The sequence below is a fragment of the Methylobacterium sp. 2A genome (assembly GCF_009806555.1).
Classification (GTDB): Bacteria; Pseudomonadota; Alphaproteobacteria; order Rhizobiales; family Beijerinckiaceae; genus Methylobacterium.
The window spans coordinates 1-15,736 of record NZ_VUOK01000065.1 but is presented as its reverse complement, the minus strand read 5'-3'; the positions used below and the strand labels follow the sequence as shown (position 1 = coordinate 15,736).

The window sequence follows — 15,736 nt, the reverse complement described above, 5'->3', positions numbered from 1 at the left end:
CGGGCAATGCCGCTCCGTCACGCAGACGGACGTATGAATGACGACCGTGATCGGCTACGCCCGGGTGTCGAAGGCCGACGGCAGCCAAGTGCACGACCTGCAGCGCGACGCACTCGTCGCGGCCGGCGTCGATCCCGGGCACATCTACGAGGATGCCGCCTCCGGTCGGCGCGACGATCGTCCCGGGCTCGAGGCCTGCCTCAAGGCGCTACGGACCGGCGACACGCTGGCGGTGTGGAAGCTCGACCGGCTCGGCCGCGACCTGCGCCACCTCGTCAACCTGGTCGGGGATCTCACGAAGCGCAACGTCGGGCTGAAGGTGCTGTCGGGCGAAGGCGCCTCGATCGACACCACCACGGCCAACGGCCGGCTGGTGTTCGCCATCTTCGCCGGCTTGGCCGAGTTCGAGCGCGAGTTGATCTCCGAGCGCACGAAGGCCGGGCTGGCCGCGGCTCGCGCTCGCGGCCGCAGGGGCGGTCGCCCCTTCAAGATGACGCCCGCCAAGCTGCGCCTGGCTCAGGCCGCGATGGGAAACCCCGAAACCTGCGTCGCCGACCTCTGCGTGGAACTCGGCATCACCCGGCAGACCCTCTACCGGCACGTCACGCCCAAGGGGGCGATCAGGCCAGACGGAGAAAAGCTCCTCGCCCGCACCGGTCGGCGGGCTTAGCGTACGTTTTCGACCATCCTCTCACCGGGCCCCCATCTGGAATCGAGCCGCCGTAGGCGGCTTCCGTGTTGGGTGGGGGAGCGGGTTTTCGCGAAGCGAAAAGGGGCGGGGGTTCCCTTGCCAGAACCGCTGGCCGGAGATTCTGACGAAAATGATTCGAGCAAGATGGCTGCGTCAGAAAGGTTAAGAGCGCAAGCGGTTGGCTATCCACCGGCGCAGTGTTTTAGATAGTTTTTCAGGTTTTAATAAGTTTTAGGTTTTTCGCACCCGCACTGGTGACAAAAATCCGCGTTCTTTTACAGCGGCTTAGCGGTTAACGGAATTGGTGATGTACGGCACCCCGATTGGTGATGTACGGCTTGTCATTGGTGATGTACGGGATGTCATTGGTGATGTACGGTTTTTGATTGGTGAAGTACGGCTTTGACAAAAGTTTTCCACAGGCTGGACGGGGCTTTCCACGCCGCAGCGGGGCCATTGGCGAAGTACGGTTTTGACAAAAACGGCTGACAAAAACGGCTTCAGGCGAGGGGAAGCTCGGGGGCGCCGGCACCGCTGCCTAAAGGAACATCAGCCGCGTCAGGCTTGCGTTCGCGCATGACGAGGATCTCTTCGCGTTTGCCCTCGACGATCTCCAGCTCGTAATCCGGGAACGGGAACACGCGGGTGCTGCTGACGAACTGGCGCACCTGGAAGGCGAACTGCGGCAGCCCTTGTAGCGAGCCGCTGCGCTTGTGCAGCTCCTTCAACCCATACCGGGCGATGCCGGTCTTGCCGGCGGCGCGACGGGCCAGCCGGTAGATGAACCGACCGATCCCCTGCGTGATCAGGAAATACTCTGGATTGAGGGTCAGGATCTGCGGGTTGCCCTTCTCCCGGACCACCCCGTTGTAGACCCAATCCGGGATGCCGATTTCAACCTGGTCGATGTTGCCGGTGGTGGTCTTGCTGATCACCTTGAACGTCTGGATCAGCGGCATCGCAACCACCTCGCGGCGGCTGCCACCGGTCAGGTTGAGGATCTTGATGCGGGTGCCCTGCAGCCGATCGAGAGCGGACTCTAGGTCCTTGTACTGCTTGCCGCCGGAGCTGCGCCGGCAGAACTTCAGGATATGCGATGAGCTTGGCCGGTAGACACGGGCCGGCGCATCGGTGCGTAGCCCTTTGTCCAGGTTGAGGCGGTAGCGACGCGCCTCCTCAGCCAGGCTGGTGACCATGTGCAGGAAAATGTCGTAGTCGAACACCGTGGCGAGGCCGGCCGAGACGCTGCCGTCGATGGTGATGATGCAGTCCTTCAGCTCGTAGCGGATCTCCCCTCCCCGCTTGGCCTTGCCAAGGGAAAACGGTGCCACGTCCATCAGGTTGACGTCGTCCTTGAGGGGCGCGTCGTAGATGCTGGGCACGAAGAACGAGAGCTGGCTGTCGTCCTCAGGCGCCTCACGGAGCACGGGCGCCGGCAGCTCGGCGGTCAGCGCGCCGACGATGTCGGGCCGCCGCTCGTTCATTTTGACGGCCTCGCCAAGATCCCTAAGGGCCTGCTCCAGGGCGTTCGTCGGCTCCGGAGCAACCTTGAGGTCGGCCAGGCTGCGCCGGCTGTAGAAGCGCCGCAGGCGGCTCAGAGCATCCTTGCTGAGCTCCAGCGTCTCACGCCCGGTCCGGGCGCAGAACGTATCCGCCAGCTCCTGCAGGTAGGCGTTCTTCTCGTGCAGCCCCAGCGCCCCGAACTGGTCGAGGGGCATCAGGTCGAGGCGGACGGGCTCGCTCACGTCAGGATTTCCGGAATGTCGTAAAAGCGGATTTCTGCATCAGCGCATTTACGACGCTGGGAATTCGCGTTCGAGCAGGTCGCGCATCATGTCGGCCATCTTCTGGCCGCGGGCGGCGCACTGCATTTTCACGCGGCGGTGAAGGCTTTCCGGAACGTCGATGGTGAAGCGGGACATCTTCTCCTTGGCGGCCTCGACGGGGGCAGCCTCAACGGGCTTGAGGTTGGTCACATTACCGCTCTCCCGGTCCGTCGCCGGCTCGGCGCCGCGGTTGGCGATCCAGGCATCGGCGCCCGAAGCCAGCTTCGAGGTGGGCACCTTGATCGATACCGATTTGCCAGCCTTGCTCATGCGGCCTTCCTTTCCTTCTTGGTCTTGGTTTTGGTCTGAACGAGCTCGGCAGCCAGCTGGGCCATCTCGATCGCGGCCTCGCTCTTGGGATCCGTTTCGATCACCGCTTTCCCCTGGGCCGCGCTCTCCGCATAGATTACACGCTGGCAAAGGGAGTTGGGCAGAACTGGAAAATCGAACTGCTCCAGAGCGTTAGCCACGTCCCGACCGATAGCCGTATTTACGATTTTGCGGTTAATCACAAAAGCGGCTTTGATGTTTTCCTTAAACTGCTGCGCCTCACGGATCAGCTGCACCGTATCGGCAGAGGCCCACACGTCGTAGGGTGACGGCTGGACCGGGATCAGCACCACGTCGCTGGCCAGGATCGCGGCGCGGCCAAGATCGTTCACTCGCGGCGCGCCGTCGATGATCACCACATCGTAGTCGGCCGCCAGCTCGGGCAGGTCCTTATGCAAGGTCGGCTTGGCCATGCTGATGACCGGGAACAGCGGGTCGGCTTCGCGGGCAGACGACCAGGCCATCGAGCTGCCCTGCGGATCGGCGTCGACCAGCAGCACCCGGTTGCCGGCTTTGGCGACCACGGCAGCAAGGTTGGTGGCGATGGTCGTCTTGCCGACCCCGCCCTTCTGGTTGAGCACCCCGATGATCATGCGGTCGCCTTTCTGGATTTGCGTGTCGTCGGATTTACGATTTTCCGCAAACCCGCATCTGTGGGTTCACGATTTCACACAAGCACGACGCTGCCAACGCTTCGTTAACGCTCTCTGCCAGCGCTGTGACCACCAGGTCACATTTCTGCAAAGCCACAGACCCGCAAAATTGTATTTCTGGATTGAGGCCTGACAAGGAAGACGCCGCCCTCAAGGCGGCGCAGGCGTCGGTTCTAGGATCGCGGGCGTGCCGCGGAAGGGGGGGTCCTGATAGGCTGCTGGCGACCGTACCCGTGAGGCCAGGTTCCGCAGCGGCATCGTCCGGGGATCAGCCGGGGCCACCTCTCTAATCTCTTATGGCGAGCGCCACGCGCTCCACCTGACAGGTCTCCGCCGCCCAGTCGTATTTACGATTATCCGGAATTGCGGAATTCAGGCAGGCGGAGGAGAGCGGCGGTTCAACCCGCAAACCGCCAAGGGTGATAGGCACGCACACCGGATTTCGCTTGGATTTTCCGGACGGTTGCTCCATCTTTTGAGCCGTATCCCCCGGTCGGTCCCTGCTGAGCATACCGCCGGGGCAAGCTTTTTCTGGGCCGTTTTCCCTAGGGCCGCCTTGAGCAACCCGCACGGCAGCCTTTTTGATAAGCCGCGCCTTAAAATCGTATTTTTGGAATTCTCCGCTAGGCCCAGATGGTCTCCTTGTCCCAGCCAGCCGGAAAACCGGCCTGAGTCAGGCTGACGTGCGGGGTTTGCGGGAACTCCTTGGTCAGGGCGACGAACCGCTGGCACCAGCTGGAGGTAGGATTGATCGACCGCAGCAGGTAAGCGGCAATCAGTGCCGAACCATACACCCGGGTCTGGGCATGCGTGTTGCCAATGATATGCGCGAGCTCAGGAGCAGCCTTGGCTGCGGGCAGACGCATCTGGATCACGGTCGGCTTGTTCCAGAGTCGGCTGTGGTGCGCGCAGATGTTGCGGCAAACGTTTAGATTGCGCAGCCAGGTTTCCAGTTCGAGACCAAGCGGAACACCGTATTTCTGGGCAATCGTGTTCTTGTCCTTGCCAAGCATACCGCCGAAAAATACGGACAGTGTGCCAAACTCCCATAGCTCAATCGACATCCAGATCGGCAGATGGTCGCCAGCATACTTAGATTTGAAGTGCTTGACGAAGTCCTCCTTCGACCGCGCGAACGTATCGTCGATACGTCGGACCCATTCCTGATGCTGGGGAAGCTGACTGCCGGGTTTGACGGTCTGCACAAACTTCTGGTTCAGCTGGGCTGGATCGCGATGAGCCCAGCCGCTCCGGGCCCCCAGCAGCGTGGCGACCTCAACGCGCAGCGCAACTTCGATGCGTTCCATGGCATCGAGCATCAATAATCGCAGCTTTTTGTCGAAGACGTACAGATCGACAATTGTTTGCAGATCAGTTCCGGCTCGGTAATTGTCGAGGATTTGTGTGGTGGCGACGCCATTGGCGTCTCTAACAATTTGCGACTCACGAAAGGAGTGCAGGTATCCACTCAGCCGATAGTAACCAATCCGTCCAAGGCAAGCATTGGCCTTGTTGACATCAGTAATCTGCAGCCCACGCTGTTGAAGCAGAGCCAATTGCTGCTGAATTGTCAGGAAAGGTTTGGCGTACGGCATTACCGTACTTATAAACGAAGAAGACCGGCCCGTACACTTGCGTGCAGAGGGAACCGGCCATGTTGCTATCTACATGGGGCAACACCGGCTGTTCTGCAACTGAATTTGTTGCAAATTTTCAGCATGGCGATAGCAACAAGCAGGCAACTGCTTGTTGCTATCGCCATGCTGGCCGTTTGTCAAGTCCATTCAAAGCCCTGCAGATAAAGGGCTTTGGCAGGATTGTCGGTATCAGTTATGTTGCAAAAAAGGTGTTTGCAACGATGAGTGAGCGAGACGAAGGGACGGTCCTTGAGCAGCGTCTAATACGCGAGATTGAGGGAGTGGACCAGCAGATCCGAGGTCTGCAGGAGCAGCGCCGCATGCTTGAAACCCTGCTGCTCAAGGCCAGACGCGAGAATGTCGCTACGCGAACCGTATCTCGTCGTAATAGTGTCGGGCGCATCCTGGTCGAAACTGTCATCGTGGAAGCCCTTAAAGCCGCAAAGCGACCCCTGAACAACTTCGAGCTCTATCAGGCCGTTCTGCTTCGCGATCCCACGGTCAAAGACACAACCTTCCGCTCACACCTGCATCGTCTGGCGCAACGAGATCAGATTGTGCGGGCCTCAGGCCGCCGCGGGGTCTGGAAAGTCGGCCCAGATCACGCCTAGTACCGGAACGGATAGGGCCCGAGGAACAGGTCGCCGATGGCCTTGCGTACGCGATAGGTGAGCCAGCGCTGGCGCAGATGCTCCTCTCGGTCATGCAGAATGTGGCAGCGCTGACAGAGCGCCTTGAGGTTGGCCGGCGTGTTGTTGCCCGGGTCGTGATCCAGGTGCGCGCAAGCCAGATACACTCGGGTAGTATAGCACGGGGTGTCGGCTGAGAGCGCCTCTGGTGAGGCCAGCTTCAGCCTCCGGCCCTTGCCGCTGCGCCAGGTCTGGGCGGCCGTGTCCCACCAACGGCCGTCGCCCAGGTGGCAGACCAGCTGACCGTGCGGCCGGCGGCAGCCTTCGCAGCAGCCTTTGGCGCGCTCGAAACGGATCACCTGGGAGAGCTGCACCCAGTCGATCGGATAGAAAAAGCGGTTTTCCGGGCGGATCGGCATCGGGCTTAGCCTTTCGCTGCCTGGCTGCGCGTCCGCGCCTGCGGGAAGTAGGTGTAGAAGGTCATCCGGCTGACCCCGAGGCGCTTGGCAATGTCGGCGATCGAGATGTTGCCGGCAGCGAGCAGGGCACGCCCCACCTCCAGATCCCCCTCGGACAGCGCCTTGCGCCGGCCGCCCTTGCGCCCGCGGGCGACAGCGGCCTTGAGGCCCTCCATCGTCCGCTCACGGTTAAGGTCGAGAAAATACTCGGCCATGGCACCGTGCATCTGCAGGGCGAACCGCCCGTGAGCAGTCGCGCTGTCGAACTGCTCGGTCAGGCTGCGGAAGTGGACCTCCTTCAGGCGCAGCCCGTCGATCGTGCGCATCATCTCAACGAGGGAGCGGCCGAGACGGTCGAGCTTCCAGACCACCAGCTGATCGGTCGGGCGCAGGTAGGCGAGGGCGGCCTCGAACTCGGGGCGCTTGGTGCCGGCCTTGCCGCTCTTCTTTTCCTCGAAGATTTTTTCGCAGCCGGCCTTCAGCAGGGCATCGCGCTGCAGGTCCAGGTTCTGGTCGAGGGTGGACACACGCGCGTAGCCAACAAGCATGTCAGGATAGTCACACAGGCACGTTTTATTGACAATAGTTTTCCTGACATATTTTCCTTACAAAAACGCAGCCGTTTGAAGGCGCCGGAGAAAGGTTCAGCCCGCATGTAAGGAAAACGATCGTATATCTGACATGACAGCGCTTACGAACTGAGCAATCTTTGCTGTGACTTCAACATGGTGATCGCCCGTTATTTTCGGCACATCAGCAAAATTTTTATGAATTTACCCTGTCAATTCTAGCGACGTTCGCCTATAATAAATGGATCTAAAACTGCAGTTATACATCGTACACTCCGAACAACGTTTCGACGATCGGGCATTCGGGCACTGTCCCGCCATCACATGAAGCTATCATTTCCTTCAGAACACGCTCTAAACGCTTGAGGTCTGAAATTTTCGCGCGAACCGCCCCCAGCTGTCGTTCGGCGACGGTCTGAACCTCGCCGCACGTGACCGCGTGGCGGTCGACGAGCGTCAGCAGCGCCCGGATGTCGTCGATGGTGAAGCCGAGTTCGCGCGCCCTGCGGATGAAGACCAGGCGCTGCCGGTGAGTCGGGTCGTAGATCCGCTGGTTTCCCGTCGTGCGCGGCGGGGCGGGCAGAAGGTGTATCCGCTCGTAGTACCGGATCGTCTCGATGTTGACGCCGGCGCTCTCCGAGAGTGCACCGATGGTCAGGGATGCGCGCCCTCGCGCCGCGGGGGTACCCATAAAATTTCCCCTTGAACCTGTAGTCGCTACAGCTCGTACCACCGCGATGGTTCGAGGAAAAGCCATGTCGGATGTCGGTCTGCCCCTAAGTGTCCTTCAAGCCGCGCGCACGTTCGCCCGCGATGTCGCCCGAGGCGTTCGTCGCCGTGGTGTCCGAACGCTTCGGTTGGCAAGCCTATGGGCCGCCCTGGCCCTGACGGCTCCCGCTGGCGCCACCGGCGCGGAGCTTTTCGCGGTCCCGACCCCGGACAGCTACCCGGAGAGCGTCGCCCTCGGCCCCGACGACGCCGTGTGGTTCACGGAGAAGCAAGGCAACAAGATCGGGCGCCTGGCGCCGGACGGCCGATGGGACGAGTTCCCCGTCCCTACTCAGGACAGCCGGCCCCAGGGCATCGTCGTCGGTCCCGACGGAAATTTCTGGTTCACCGAGAACCGCGGCAATAGGATCGGACGCGTCACGCCATCGGGCGGGATCACAGAATTCCCGCTCCCGACGCCCGGGAGCTATCCCTTCGGCATCACGTCGGGTCCCGACGGTGCCCTGTGGTTCACGCTGTCCGGGACCAATCGCATCGGCCGCATCACCGTCGATGGACAGGTGAGCGAGTTCGCCCTGGCAAGGACGCAGACTCCTTACGGCATCGCGACCGGACCAGACGGCAATCTCTGGTTCACGGGCTTCAACAGCAACACCATCGGTCGGATCACGCCGGAGGGCCGGGTCGCGGAGTTTCCGCTGCCTACCCCAGACAGTGCCCCGCAGGGTATCGCTGCCGGACCCGATGGCGGCCTCTGGTTCACCGAGGTCGCGGCGGATGCCGTCGGCAGGATCACCACGGATGGCAAGGTGACCGAATTCCCGCTGACATCGGACCCGCCCGGTCCCGCCTCCGAGGACGCCCGGCCTTCCCGTTGTCCGAGCACGAAGTCGCCCTACGCCATTGCGGCCGGCAAGGATGCCCTGTGGGTGACGCAGCATTGCGGCGGACGGCTCAGTCGGGTCACGCTGGACGGACACGTCACCGAGATCGGGCTGGATGGGTTGCGAGCCCCGAACGGGACCGTGGTTGCCCCCGATGGGACCGTCTGGTTTGCCCTCGCCCGCTCGAACGGGATCGGCCGTCATCGGCCCGAGGATCGGCAGTGACCCTTCAGCCTGCGCCGGACCTCGGCCCTCCCGCCGACCCCGGGAACCACGCGTGCGAGGAAGGGCTCACGCTCACGCCGCGGTTTGACGGCGTCGGGCTTTTGCCGGCCATCGTCACCGACGCCGTGTCGGGGGTCGTGCTGATGCTGGCCTGGATGAATGCCGAGGCGTTCGACAAGACCCTTGAGACCGGCGAGGCCTGGTTCTGGAGCCGGTCGCGGGAACGACTCTGGCATAAGGGCGCTACGAGCGGACAGATCCAACGCGTCGAGGAGATCCGGGTCGACTGCGACCAGGATGCCGTCTGGCTGAAGGTCCGCATGCCCGGGCGGTCGGGATGCTGCCACACCGGCCGTCCGAGCTGCTTCTACCGCCGCGTCGTCGGCGGCCCTGGCGGCCCGGCGCTCGCCCACGACGTGTTGCGCGGGGACACCGGCTCCCAAGGCGCATGAGGCCCCTCCGAGGCGCGGCGGCGCGGTCGGAAATCAGCGCTTGCACCTGTAGTGGCTACAGGTCCCATACTCCCTGCAATGGAGGAGTTTCCGAATGGATAGGTCGACTGGCACGGCGTCCCGCGAGAGCGCGGACCTGGCGCGGAACGAGACAGGTCAGGGGCAGAAGCTCGCGGTGGTCGGCGGCCTGCTCGCCGCGGTCGGGGCCTCCTCGTGCTGTATCCTGCCCCTCGTTCTCTTCAGCCTGGGCGTGAGCGGGGCCTGGATTTCCAACCTGACAGCGCTGGCGCGGTACCAGCCGCTGTTCATCGCCGCGGCCGTCGCGTTCCTCGGCTTCGGTTTCTGGCGCTCCTACCGCCGGGCCCCGGCCTGTTCGAGCGAGGGTCCGTGCGAGCGTCCGGGGGCCGGGCGGGTCGCCCGGATCGGGCTCTGGGTGGCGACCGTGCTCATCCTCGCGGCCGTGACCTTCCCCTACGCCGCCGACTTGCTGCTCTGACCCTCACCGAACCGCAGAAAGGAATTCCCATGAGAACCATGCTTCGCACCGCCATCGCCGCGTCGGTCCTGATGTCGGCCACGGGTGCCTTCGCCGTCCCGCGCACCGCCACCCTTGAGGTCCAGAACGTGAGCTGCGCCGCCTGCGCGCCCATCGTCAAACGGACGCTGGGACGCTTGCCCGGCGTCACCCAGGTCGCCGTCATCGAGCACGGAGGCGTCGCCACCGCGACCGTCACCTTCGACGATGACAAGGTCACCGCGCAGGCCCTGTCCGAGGCGACCTCCAACGCCGGCTATCCCGCCTCCGTGAGGGAGGTGAGGAGCGCGGCCGCCGACACGACAGGCAGCACTGCCCAGGTCCGCTGAGGAGGCGGGGCCTCGGGACGGGGGATTGCGTTCCCTTCGACCCGGTTCCCCTCGCGGCCGTTCGTTTTCCGGTCCAAGGGTCCGTCCGCCGAGGACGGCCGAACATCGTCGACCATACGGAAGCTGAGACCATGAGCGATTGCTGCAGCACCCAGCGGGAGAACGCCGGCCACGGTCGCCACGACCTCATCGTCGTCGGGGCCGGATCGGCCGGGTTCTCGGCCGCGATCACGGCGGCTGAGCAGGGCGCACAGGTTGCCCTCATCGGACACGGAACGATTGGCGGCAGTTGCGTGAACGTGGGCTGCGTTCCGTCGAAGGCCCTGATCCGCGCGGCCGAGACCATCCATCACGCCAACCGGGCCGCGGGCCGCTTCGACGGAGTCCAGGCTGAGGCGCGGGTGACTGACTGGCGTGCCCAGGTCGCCCAGAAGGACGCTCTGGTCGATAGCCTACGGCAGGCCAAGTACGCAGATCTCCTGCCAGCCTACAACAACGTGGTGTACCACGAGGGCCGGGCGCGCCTCATTCCCGGGGGCGTGGAAGCCGGCGGCAGGCGCTTCGCCGCGGACCGCGTCATCATCGCCACTGGGACGCGCCCGTCCTTCCCCTCCATTCCCGGGCTTGCCGACGTCTCGCCGCTCGACAGCACCGGAGCGCTCGCCCTCACCGAGCTTCCGCGCTCGATGATCGTGCTCGGCGGCGGCTACATCGGTGCGGAACTGGCACAGACATTTGCCAGGGTCGGCGTCGCCGTGACCCTTGTCTTCCGGAGCCGGCTCCTGCCCGAGGCGGAGCCGGAGATCGGGGAGGCGCTCGCCGGCTACCTGGCGGATGAGGGCATCACCGTCCTGGGCGGCTTGTCCTACGAAGCCGCGCACCTGACGAGGGGCGGCGTGAGCCTCACGGTTCGGCGGGGCGGTCGCCAGGAGACTGTCGTGGCCGAGCGCATCATCGTGGCGACCGGGCGCACGGCCAACACCGAGGATCTCGGCCTCGCCGAGGTGGGTGTGGCCCAGACCCCGACGGGCGCCATCGCAGTCGACGACCGCATGCGCACCTCGAAGCGGGGCGTCTACGCGGCCGGCGACGTGACCGGCAAGGACCAGTTCGTCTACATGGCGGCGTACGGCGCGAAGCTGGCCGCCAAGAACGCGCTCAACGGCGACAGCCTTCGTTACGACAACAGCGCGATGCCCGCCGTCGTGTTCACCGACCCACAGGTCGGGAGCGTCGGCCTGACCGAAGCCCGGGCGCGGGCGGCAGGGCATGATGTGCGGACGTCGGTGCTCACGCTCGATAACGTGCCGCGCGCCCTGGCGGCCCGCGACACGCGCGGGTTGATCAAGCTCGTCGCGGACCGAGGGACCCGGAAGCTGCTCGGCGCGCATATTCTCGCCCCCGAAGGTGCGGACAGCATCCAGACGGCAGCGATGGCGATCCGCGGCGGCTTGACCATCGACGAGCTCGCGGACGCGATCTTCCCGTACCTGACGACCGTTGAGGGGCTGAAGCTCGCCGCCCAGACCTTCGACCGGGACGTCTCCAAGCTGTCCTGCTGCGCCGGTTAGTGCAGGCGCGGCCTGCTCAAGGGATGAACGGCATGCCTGCCACGCCAGCGCCCGGACGCAAGCCTGTCGCCGAGATCAGGCCTGGGGTCCTGCGCCCGAACTGGTCAGCCCTGACGACGGATGCGGGGCGCGACGCGCTTGCCGGCCGCATGGCGGCCCGCTCGGGCCTTCTCGACAGGTGGCTACACGCGCTCGACCCTGACGCGGACCGGATGTGGCAGGCCGTCTTGCGGTTCTACGCCGCGCAAGGGCGCCCCCCGGGTACCGACGAGATCGCCGCGACTTTGCGAGTCCCCCCAGAACGAGCCGCCGCGCTCCTGCGCGACTTGCAGCAGCGGGACCTCGTCGGGCTCGATCCCACCTCGGGCACGGTCACGTATGCCTACCCGCTCGCGCCGGATGCGACTGGACATCAGGTTTGGCTTGGCGGACGCGTCCTCAACGCCTTGTGTGCCATCGATGCCCTCGGCATCGCCGAGATGTTCGACGCCGACGCGACGGTCACGGCCCGGTGCCGCTCCTGCGGTGACACGGTCACGGTCTCGACCGCGGAGCGGGGGCGCGTGCTCCGGAGCGTCTCTCCGGCGCTGTCGGTCGTCTGGTACGATTTCGCGTACGCCGGCAGCGCGGCCGCGTCCTGTTGCCCGCACATCGCGTTCTTCTGCTCGGACCAGCATCTCCGGGACTGGCTCGACGGCCAGCGACCCCCCCGCGTCGGAGCGCGCCTCACGATGCCGGAGGCCCTCGAACTCGGTCGCGCGATCTTCGGGCCCGTCATGCGTGCACCCGAGCGCCCGGACCACGATCAACCACTTCCCCGAGAGGAGACGATTGATGGGGTCCCATAACCTCCTTCTGGACATCGCCATCGGTTTGGCGGCCGGGTTCGTCGCGACGAAAGTCACGGAACTGGTCCAGGAAGCTTCGTACGGGCCGATGCCGCGGAGCGTGAAAAGGCGGGAGGAAGAAGTCCGTCCCGGACCGCCGCCGAAGATTGCGGCCCGAAAGTCGGCCGAGGCCCTCGGCCTTGAACTCGACGAGCGGCAGGCCATGCGGGCAGCCATGGCCATTCACTACGGTCTCGGCGTGACCTGGGGGCCGGTCTACAGCCTCCTGCGCCGTCACAGCCGGATGGAGCCGCTCGGTGCCGGCATCGTGACGGGCGCTGCCATGTCGCTCGTCGTGGACGAGGCGCTCGCGCCAGCCCTGGGCTTCAGCGCTCCGAGCCACGACTATCCGACGCTCACCCATGTGCGCGGCTTCGCCAATCACTTGGTGTACGGGGCCGTGGCCGCCCTGACGGCAGAAGCCCTGTATCACCTGACGGACGCGACCCCGGAAGACCTGTGACGGCACGGCTCCCCCGGGTCCGAGTCGGGCTTGGCGCCGCTCCCGACCGCACGGGCTCAGGGTTTTTCGAACGGCGGCATGTCCATGAGATCACGTGATGTCCTGCTGCCGGACAGCGAATGGAAGAGCTGTTTTTCTTCGCGCGTTGAAACCTGAAGCAGGTCCAGGTTTGTTGAGACCATAAATGCCTACGGACGGCAATGTGGTCCCGCCGGGCCGCTATTATCTGGAATTTTGTACAGAGGAGGTTCGATGCACGGCGATTTGGAACCTCCTGGGCCAGACGGAAAAGGCGTTAAGCCTGAGGAGGGCGGCAACCAAGGTGCCACTTTCCTTGTTTTCGCGACGCTGCACTTCGTCTGCTGTGGCCTGCCCCTTCTCCTATTCTCAGGCGTCTCACTCGCCTTCCTGGCGCCTTACTGGCCGGTTGCCGCCGGTATCTTCGCAATGCTCGGAGGAATCGGATTCGTCTGGTATATCCGGCGTGGCTGCGCCACTTGCCCCCGCAACGAGGGCCGCTGCTCCGCACGTCTGAAAACTTAGGCGACCCCGAGAAGGAGACACCTGTGCAGGGCGGATGGGAGCCTACCGCCGGCGCCCGGATTGGGACGGCCGCTCGGTCACGGACTCCACACTCTCGTCGGCTCTGCGGCCCATCCATCAAGATATGCCTCAGGCGGGAGGGACGCTCCCGTTGAGGCCCACAGTGAGCGCGTCGCCTAAGCCATAGGGCATCGGGAGCGTCGGACCTCCCGGAACAAAATCCGATCCGGGTAGCCGGGAGCGACAGCTATCAGAGGCTAGGAGAGCGGCATGAGCAAAAGCTACGATCTGATCGTCATCGGCAGCGGCACGGCGGCCATGGTGGCGACGAGCCGAGCCGCGGCTGCGGGTTGGAAGGTTGGCGTCACCGACTTCCGGCCGTTCGGCGGAACGTGTGCCCTGCGCGGCTGTGATCCCAAGAAGATGCTGGTCACCGGGGCCCAGGTCATGGACGACATCCGGCGCATGGCCACGCGCGGCGTCGTCGCGCCCGATGCGCGGATCGCTTGGCGCGACCTCATGGCCTTTAAGCGCACCTTCACCGGGCCGATCCCGGTGAAGCAGGAGAGGAACTACGCCCAGAAGGGCATCAACGCCTTTCATGGGCCTGCGCGGTTCACGGGACCCAACTCGGTCGAGATCGACGGCGTGGGAGTCTGCGAGGCGCGCCACGTGCTGATCGCCACTGGGGCCCGTCCCATCCCGCTGCGCTTCCCGGGCGCCGAGAACCTCATCACGAACGAGGAGTTTCTGGAGCTGGATGAACTTCCCGCCCGCATCGTCCTGGTGGGTGGCGGGTATATTGCGGCCGAGTTCTCACACATCGCGGCGCGGGCGGGCGCGAAGGTCACTATCCTTCAGCGCGGCGAGCGCATGCTGACCAATTTCGACGGCGATCTCGTCGGCTGGCTGATGGAAAGCTTTAAGGAAGCTGGCATCGACGTGCGCCTCGGCCATTCGGTCAGCGCGGTCGAGAAGACGGACGGGGGCTTCACGGTTCATACCAGAGCGAGGGATGGCGCCACGACGAGCGTCCAGGCCGATATCGTGGTGCACGCGGCTGGCCGTATCCCGGATCTCGAACCGCTCGATCTCGACGTCGCCGGGATCGAGCGCGACGAGCGCGGGCACCTCAAGCTGAACGGCTTTCTGCAAAGCATCTCGAACTCCGCCGTCTATGCGGCCGGTGACGCGGCGGCTGTCGGACCGGCGCTCACGCCCGTGTCGAGCCACGATGCCAAGGTCGCCGTGCGGAACCTGCTGGAGGGAAATCAGCATCGTCCGGATTACCGCGGCATCCCGAGCGTTGCGTTCACGATACCTCCGATTGCGTCGGTAGGCCTGAGCGAGCACGAGGCGCGGGAGCAGGGCCTCAGGTTCCGCATGAAAAGCGAGTCCGTTCCGGGGTGGTACACCGCTCGCCGTCTCGCGGAGACCGTCTACGGGTTCAAGGTTCTGGTCGACGAGGAGACTGACCGCGTGCTGGGCGCCCATCTAGTCGGCCCGCACGCTGATGAGGTGATTAACATTTTCGGTTTGGCAATCCGTCATGAGCTGACGGCCGAAGCCCTAAAATCCACAATGTTCGCCTATCCGACCGGAGCCTCTGATATCGGATATATGCTGTAGAGGCCTATTTTACTGCTTCCGGCAGATCAGCTCGCGACCACTCTCGCAAAATGTAGTACAATCAAAAGGGAGCATGTTTGCGCGGTTCCAACGCGCAGGCGAATTTAGAGTAGATAACAAACTGCTTAGCGCAAAGAAATTATTCGAATGTATTCTGACGGGATATTTATAATCTGGAATTATAGGAGAATATGTTCTATTAAGATCACAATATAATATTGTTATCAATTATATCCAACCGCGTAAGAACGAATTACTTGGCGCGTTCGGCTAGCGGTAGCCAAGGATCCTGCAGTCGCACGAGTTGTGCCCATCCTCCGGTGGTTCCGTAAGCGGCCCTTATGCGAATGCTGCAGTTCTTCGATCCTCGTACTTCGTTGCCCGCCGCATCGCGGGACAGATGGTCGAGCTTCGCGATCACGAGTGTTGCTCCGTGCAGCCGACAGAGCGCGAGGGCCTCGGCGAGCCGGGGCTGTGCATCCCGGGCCCCGCTCTCGACCTCGATCAACTCGGCGACGTGCCGCCACGAGCCGCCCGCGAGGAAATCAGCCACTGCCCAGCGCTGAGCCTCAAGTCCGAGACCGGATGGGCCCTGCCGCTCGGTCGAGACGCGCCGGTAGGCTCAGAAGGCCCATCCACGTAAAAGTGCACGGTAGCGTATTGCACGCAATGTCATGGGTCGGGTTAGCGCCGTCT

Annotated in this window: 17 protein-coding genes and 1 pseudogene; 10 read left to right on the top strand and 8 right to left on the bottom strand. The window is 64.0% G+C overall.

Features of this window, described 5'->3' with window-relative positions; translation table 11 throughout:
- Positions 1-37: 37 nt before the first annotated feature.
- A complete protein-coding gene (locus FVE89_RS30295; protein ID WP_053620541.1) occupies positions 38-670 on the top strand; it encodes a recombinase family protein in 633 nt (210 codons plus the stop codon).
- A gap of 521 nt (positions 671-1,191) precedes the next feature.
- Here the strand turns inward: FVE89_RS30295 and FVE89_RS30290 are convergent.
- The 4 genes from FVE89_RS30290 to FVE89_RS30275 all read right to left on the bottom strand — a co-directional run bounded on the left by FVE89_RS30290 (position 1,192) and on the right by FVE89_RS30275 (position 5,095).
- Positions 1,192-2,436, bottom strand: a complete 1,245-nt coding sequence (locus tag FVE89_RS30290; RefSeq protein ID WP_161393861.1) for a replication initiator protein A — start codon at positions 2,434-2,436, stop codon at positions 1,192-1,194.
- A 48-nt stretch (positions 2,437-2,484) separates the two neighbouring features.
- The gene (locus FVE89_RS30285; protein WP_161393860.1) at positions 2,485-2,787 is read right to left on the bottom strand and encodes a hypothetical protein; all 303 of its coding nucleotides are present in this window, start codon (positions 2,785-2,787) and stop codon (positions 2,485-2,487) included.
- A complete protein-coding gene (gene parA, locus FVE89_RS30280; RefSeq protein WP_161393859.1) occupies positions 2,784-3,440 on the bottom strand; it encodes a ParA family partition ATPase in 657 nt (218 codons plus the stop codon). Before parA ends, FVE89_RS30285 begins: the two co-directional genes overlap by 4 nt.
- 683 nt (positions 3,441-4,123) lie before the next feature.
- On the bottom strand, positions 4,124-5,095 hold the full coding sequence (locus FVE89_RS30275) for an Abi family protein (protein WP_161393858.1): 972 nt from the start codon (positions 5,093-5,095) through the stop codon (positions 4,124-4,126).
- 59 nt (positions 5,096-5,154) lie between these two features.
- Between FVE89_RS30275 and FVE89_RS30270 the strand changes: the two genes are divergently transcribed.
- Positions 5,155-5,748 carry a hypothetical protein gene (locus FVE89_RS30270; RefSeq protein WP_161393857.1) on the top strand — a complete coding sequence of 198 codons (594 nt, stop codon included), beginning with the start codon at positions 5,155-5,157 and terminating at the stop codon, positions 5,746-5,748.
- On the opposite strand, the gene FVE89_RS30265 is transcribed toward FVE89_RS30270, so the two are convergent.
- From FVE89_RS30265 to FVE89_RS30255, 3 genes are all read right to left on the bottom strand, one after another.
- Positions 5,745-6,185, bottom strand: a complete 441-nt coding sequence (locus FVE89_RS30265; RefSeq protein ID WP_161393856.1) for a hypothetical protein — start codon at positions 6,183-6,185, stop codon at positions 5,745-5,747. The genes FVE89_RS30270 and FVE89_RS30265 overlap by 4 nt on opposite strands.
- 5 nt (positions 6,186-6,190) lie before the next feature.
- Positions 6,191-6,772: a recombinase family protein gene (locus FVE89_RS30260; RefSeq protein WP_161393855.1), complete on the bottom strand. Its 582-nt coding sequence runs from the start codon at positions 6,770-6,772 to the stop codon at positions 6,191-6,193.
- A 280-nt stretch (positions 6,773-7,052) separates the two neighbouring features.
- Positions 7,053-7,484, bottom strand: a complete 432-nt coding sequence (locus FVE89_RS30255) for a helix-turn-helix domain-containing protein (RefSeq protein ID WP_024828263.1) — start codon at positions 7,482-7,484, stop codon at positions 7,053-7,055.
- Between the two features lie 166 nt (positions 7,485-7,650).
- On the opposite strand from FVE89_RS30255, the gene FVE89_RS30250 reads away from it, so the two are divergent.
- The 8 genes from FVE89_RS30250 (at position 7,651) to FVE89_RS30215 (ending at position 15,040) form a co-directional block, all read left to right on the top strand.
- Positions 7,651-8,631, top strand: a complete 981-nt coding sequence (locus FVE89_RS30250) for a hypothetical protein (protein WP_024828262.1) — start codon at positions 7,651-7,653, stop codon at positions 8,629-8,631.
- Positions 8,628-9,083, top strand: coding sequence for a phosphoribosyl-AMP cyclohydrolase (gene hisI, locus FVE89_RS30245; RefSeq protein ID WP_024828261.1), 456 nt, complete (start codon positions 8,628-8,630; stop codon positions 9,081-9,083). The genes FVE89_RS30250 and hisI overlap by 4 nt, the downstream gene beginning before the upstream one ends.
- A gap of 94 nt (positions 9,084-9,177) precedes the next feature.
- Entirely contained in the window at positions 9,178-9,579 is a 402-nt protein-coding gene (locus FVE89_RS30240; protein WP_024828260.1) for a mercuric transporter MerT family protein, read from the top strand.
- A gap of 29 nt (positions 9,580-9,608) precedes the next feature.
- A complete protein-coding gene (locus tag FVE89_RS30235; RefSeq protein WP_024828259.1) occupies positions 9,609-9,947 on the top strand; it encodes a cation transporter in 339 nt (112 codons plus the stop codon).
- Between the two features lie 131 nt (positions 9,948-10,078).
- On the top strand, positions 10,079-11,518 hold the full coding sequence (gene merA, locus FVE89_RS30230) for a mercury(II) reductase (protein ID WP_024828258.1): 1,440 nt from the start codon (positions 10,079-10,081) through the stop codon (positions 11,516-11,518).
- A 32-nt stretch (positions 11,519-11,550) separates the two neighbouring features.
- On the top strand, positions 11,551-12,366 hold the full coding sequence (locus tag FVE89_RS30225) for an alkylmercury lyase family protein (RefSeq protein ID WP_161393854.1): 816 nt from the start codon (positions 11,551-11,553) through the stop codon (positions 12,364-12,366).
- A complete protein-coding gene (locus tag FVE89_RS30220) occupies positions 12,353-12,868 on the top strand; it encodes a hypothetical protein (protein ID WP_024828256.1) in 516 nt (171 codons plus the stop codon). The genes FVE89_RS30225 and FVE89_RS30220 overlap by 14 nt, the downstream gene beginning before the upstream one ends.
- An 813-nt stretch (positions 12,869-13,681) precedes the next feature.
- Entirely contained in the window at positions 13,682-15,040 is a 1,359-nt protein-coding gene (locus FVE89_RS30215; RefSeq protein ID WP_024828255.1) for an NAD(P)/FAD-dependent oxidoreductase, read from the top strand.
- Positions 15,041-15,422: 382 nt separating this feature from the next.
- Here FVE89_RS30215 and FVE89_RS30210 read toward each other — a convergent pair.
- Positions 15,423-15,716, bottom strand: a pseudogene (locus FVE89_RS30210) (recombinase family protein); the annotation flags it as partial.
- Positions 15,717-15,736: the final 20 nt, after the last annotated feature.

What these genes read in the sequence shown, in the direction of transcription:
- FVE89_RS30295 (WP_053620541.1), top strand. Translation starts at nt 38, where the DNA reads ATGACGACCGTGATCGGCTACGCCCGGGTGTCGAAGGCCGACGGCAGC.
- FVE89_RS30285 (WP_161393860.1), bottom strand. Translation starts at nt 2,787, where the DNA reads ATGAGCAAGGCTGGCAAATCGGTATCGATCAAGGTGCCCACCTCGAAG.
- parA (WP_161393859.1), bottom strand. Translation starts at nt 3,440, where the DNA reads ATGATCATCGGGGTGCTCAACCAGAAGGGCGGGGTCGGCAAGACGACC.
- FVE89_RS30275 (WP_161393858.1), bottom strand. Translation starts at nt 5,095, where the DNA reads ATGCCGTACGCCAAACCTTTCCTGACAATTCAGCAGCAATTGGCTCTG.
- FVE89_RS30270 (WP_161393857.1), top strand. Translation starts at nt 5,155, where the DNA reads ATGTTGCTATCTACATGGGGCAACACCGGCTGTTCTGCAACTGAATTT.
- FVE89_RS30265 (WP_161393856.1), bottom strand. Translation starts at nt 6,185, where the DNA reads ATGCCGATCCGCCCGGAAAACCGCTTTTTCTATCCGATCGACTGGGTG.
- FVE89_RS30260 (WP_161393855.1), bottom strand. Translation starts at nt 6,772, where the DNA reads ATGCTTGTTGGCTACGCGCGTGTGTCCACCCTCGACCAGAACCTGGAC.
- FVE89_RS30255 (WP_024828263.1), bottom strand. Translation starts at nt 7,484, where the DNA reads ATGGGTACCCCCGCGGCGCGAGGGCGCGCATCCCTGACCATCGGTGCA.
- FVE89_RS30240 (WP_024828260.1), top strand. Translation starts at nt 9,178, where the DNA reads ATGGATAGGTCGACTGGCACGGCGTCCCGCGAGAGCGCGGACCTGGCG.
- FVE89_RS30235 (WP_024828259.1), top strand. Translation starts at nt 9,609, where the DNA reads ATGAGAACCATGCTTCGCACCGCCATCGCCGCGTCGGTCCTGATGTCG.
- merA (WP_024828258.1), top strand. Translation starts at nt 10,079, where the DNA reads ATGAGCGATTGCTGCAGCACCCAGCGGGAGAACGCCGGCCACGGTCGC.
- FVE89_RS30225 (WP_161393854.1), top strand. Translation starts at nt 11,551, where the DNA reads ATGCCTGCCACGCCAGCGCCCGGACGCAAGCCTGTCGCCGAGATCAGG.
- FVE89_RS30220 (WP_024828256.1), top strand. Translation starts at nt 12,353, where the DNA reads ATGGGGTCCCATAACCTCCTTCTGGACATCGCCATCGGTTTGGCGGCC.
- FVE89_RS30215 (WP_024828255.1), top strand. Translation starts at nt 13,682, where the DNA reads ATGAGCAAAAGCTACGATCTGATCGTCATCGGCAGCGGCACGGCGGCC.